Origin of the sequence: Mesorhizobium sp. M7A.F.Ca.US.005.03.2.1 (assembly GCF_003997795.1) — a bacterium.
In the GTDB taxonomy this organism is placed as follows: Bacteria; Pseudomonadota; Alphaproteobacteria; order Rhizobiales; family Rhizobiaceae; genus Mesorhizobium; species Mesorhizobium ciceri.
The window spans coordinates 1-2,103 of record NZ_RZRP01001001.1 but is presented as its reverse complement, the minus strand read 5'-3'; the positions used below and the strand labels follow the sequence as shown (position 1 = coordinate 2,103).

The 2,103-nt window shown below is 64.3% G+C and carries 4 protein-coding genes; 2 read left to right on the top strand and 2 right to left on the bottom strand.

From position 1 onward, the window contains the following. Nucleotides 1-447, bottom strand: a 447-nt coding sequence (locus EN991_RS33780) for a LysR family transcriptional regulator (RefSeq protein WP_164769578.1), incomplete at its 3' end; no start/stop codon positions are given. Between the two features lie 119 nt (nt 448-566). Here EN991_RS33780 and EN991_RS33775 point away from each other — a divergent pair. After that, nucleotides 567-1,037 carry a DUF1348 family protein gene (locus EN991_RS33775; RefSeq protein WP_013529396.1) on the top strand — a complete coding sequence of 157 codons (471 nt, stop codon included), beginning with the start codon at nt 567-569 and terminating at the stop codon, nt 1,035-1,037. Between the two features lie 24 nt (nt 1,038-1,061). Beyond that, nucleotides 1,062-1,694 (top strand): pyridoxamine 5'-phosphate oxidase family protein, encoded by a 633-nt coding sequence (locus EN991_RS33770; protein ID WP_127370361.1) that lies wholly within the window; start codon nt 1,062-1,064, stop codon nt 1,692-1,694. On the opposite strand, the gene EN991_RS33765 is transcribed toward EN991_RS33770, so the two are convergent. Continuing rightward, nucleotides 1,695-2,103, bottom strand: a 409-nt coding sequence (locus EN991_RS33765) for a YdcF family protein (protein WP_164769577.1), incomplete at its 5' end; no start/stop codon positions are given.

Below are 2,103 nucleotides of genomic sequence, written 5' to 3'. Positions count from 1 at the left end.
GGGCAATCGGCCGATGCGGATGGCGAGATCGAAATGGTCCTCGACCAGCTGGGTTATGCGATCGGCCAATGTCAGGCGGATGTCCACGTCGGGATAGGCGGCGAGAAAGCCGGTGACGACCGGCAGCACGTGCAGGCGGCCAAAGACGACCGGCGCGGTGATGGCCAGTTCGCCGGTCGGAACACTGTATTCGCCGGCGGCCGTGCGTTCGGCCTCGCCGACGTCGTCCAGGATGCGGCGGCAGGCGGCAAGATAGGCCTGGCCGGCATCGGTCGGTGTCAGCCGTCGCGTCGAACGATTCAGGAGGCGTGTGTTCAGATGGCGCTCGAGATCGGAAATCTTGCGGCTGACCGTCGCCAGCGGAATGCCGAAACGGCGGCTGGCCGCGGAAAGGCTGCCGGCCTCCACCGCGGCGACAAAGAGCGACATGGCCTCGAGACGATCCATAGGTTCTTCCGAAAAATGGAAGGACAAGTTACGAATATGCCATCTGCCTTTGAATGATGGAAGGCTTATATTCCAGTCTGTCGGCCCTGCCTGCAGCATGGCCTCGCACAGGAGTTGCCATGTCCGAAGCCCGCCCGCCGCTGCCGCCGTTTACCGCCGAGACCGCAGCGCAGAAGGCGCGCATGGCCGAGGATGCCTGGAATTCACGCGATCCAGCGCGGGTCGCGCTCGCCTATACAAAGGACAGCCGCTGGCGCAACCGCGCCGAATTCCTGCAAGGCCGCGACGCCATCCAGGCCTTCCTGACGCGCAAATGGAGCCGCGAGCTCGACTACCGGCTGATCAAGGAGGTCTGGGCCTTCCACGGCAACCGCATCGCCGTGCGTTTCGCCTACGAATGGCGCGACGACAGCGGTTCATGGTTCCGCAGCTACGGCAACGAGAACTGGGAATTCGACGAACACGGGCTGATGCGTCTGCGCATCGCCAGCATCAACGACCTGCCGATCGGCGAGGCCGATCGTAAGTATCACTGGCCGCTCGGCCGGCGGCCGGACGACCACCCGACACTGTCGGAGCTCGGACTTTAGCATCTTGCCGCAAGGAAGCTTTCCATGAACGCGCATGCTGTCACCTGCGACGTCGCCTTCACGCCGACCGTCAAGGCGATCCAGGCCCGCAAGGGCTCACGTCAGTCCTATGCCCGCGTCGAGGAGCGTGGCGGCTGGCAGGCCGGCATCACCCCGGATCTTGCCGCCTTCATCGAAATGCAGACCAGCGTCTTCCTGTCGACCGCCAACCGCGAGGGGCAGCCCTATGTCCAGCATCGCGGCGGGCCGGCCGGCTTCCTCAAGGTGCTGGATGAACATACGATCGGCTTCGCGGATTTTTCCGGCAACCGGCAGTTCATCACGCAGGGCAATCTGGCCGACAATCCAAGGGCGTTCCTGTTCCTGATCGACTATATGCACCGCCAGCGCATCAAGCTCTGGGGCACCGCGCGCGTCGTCGAGAACGATGCCGAACTGATGGCGAAGCTGATGCCGCAAGGCTACGGAGCGCGCCCCGAGCAGGTCGTCCTGTTCACGGTCTCGGCCTGGGATGCCAACTGCCCGCAGCACATCCCGCAACGGTTCGAGGCAGCCGACGTCGCGGCGGCACTCGGCGAGCGGGACAAGCGTATCGAACGCCTTGAGCAGGAGATCGCACGGCTCAGGGGAAATTCGGGCGCGGCCGCAGGGGAATAATCAGCCGCCGGCCGCGGTTTCGGCCAGCGCGATGCCGTTGGGCGTCGGCTTGACAGGCACGATGCCGCGCGCCAGCGCAAGCAGATATTTGTTGTATTCGGTGAACAGCACGCGCAATGCCCGCGGCTTGGTCAGCCAGCCGCCATTGTCGAGGTTGGAATTGACCACCGGATAGGGCTCGAGCTTGGCGCCATGCAGCAGCCTGCCCATTTCCAGCAGGCTGCGCGGCATATGATAATTGTTGGTGACGAGGATCACCGTGCCATAGGCGTGGCTCTCGACCCATTTGGCGCTTTCCTCGGCATTGCCGATCGTGTCGAGCGCGGCGCGGTCGATGTCGACGCAACAGGAGAACAGATTCTTGTCGCCGCCGGTTGCCGCCTGCAGCTGGCGACGGCTGGCCGAAGGA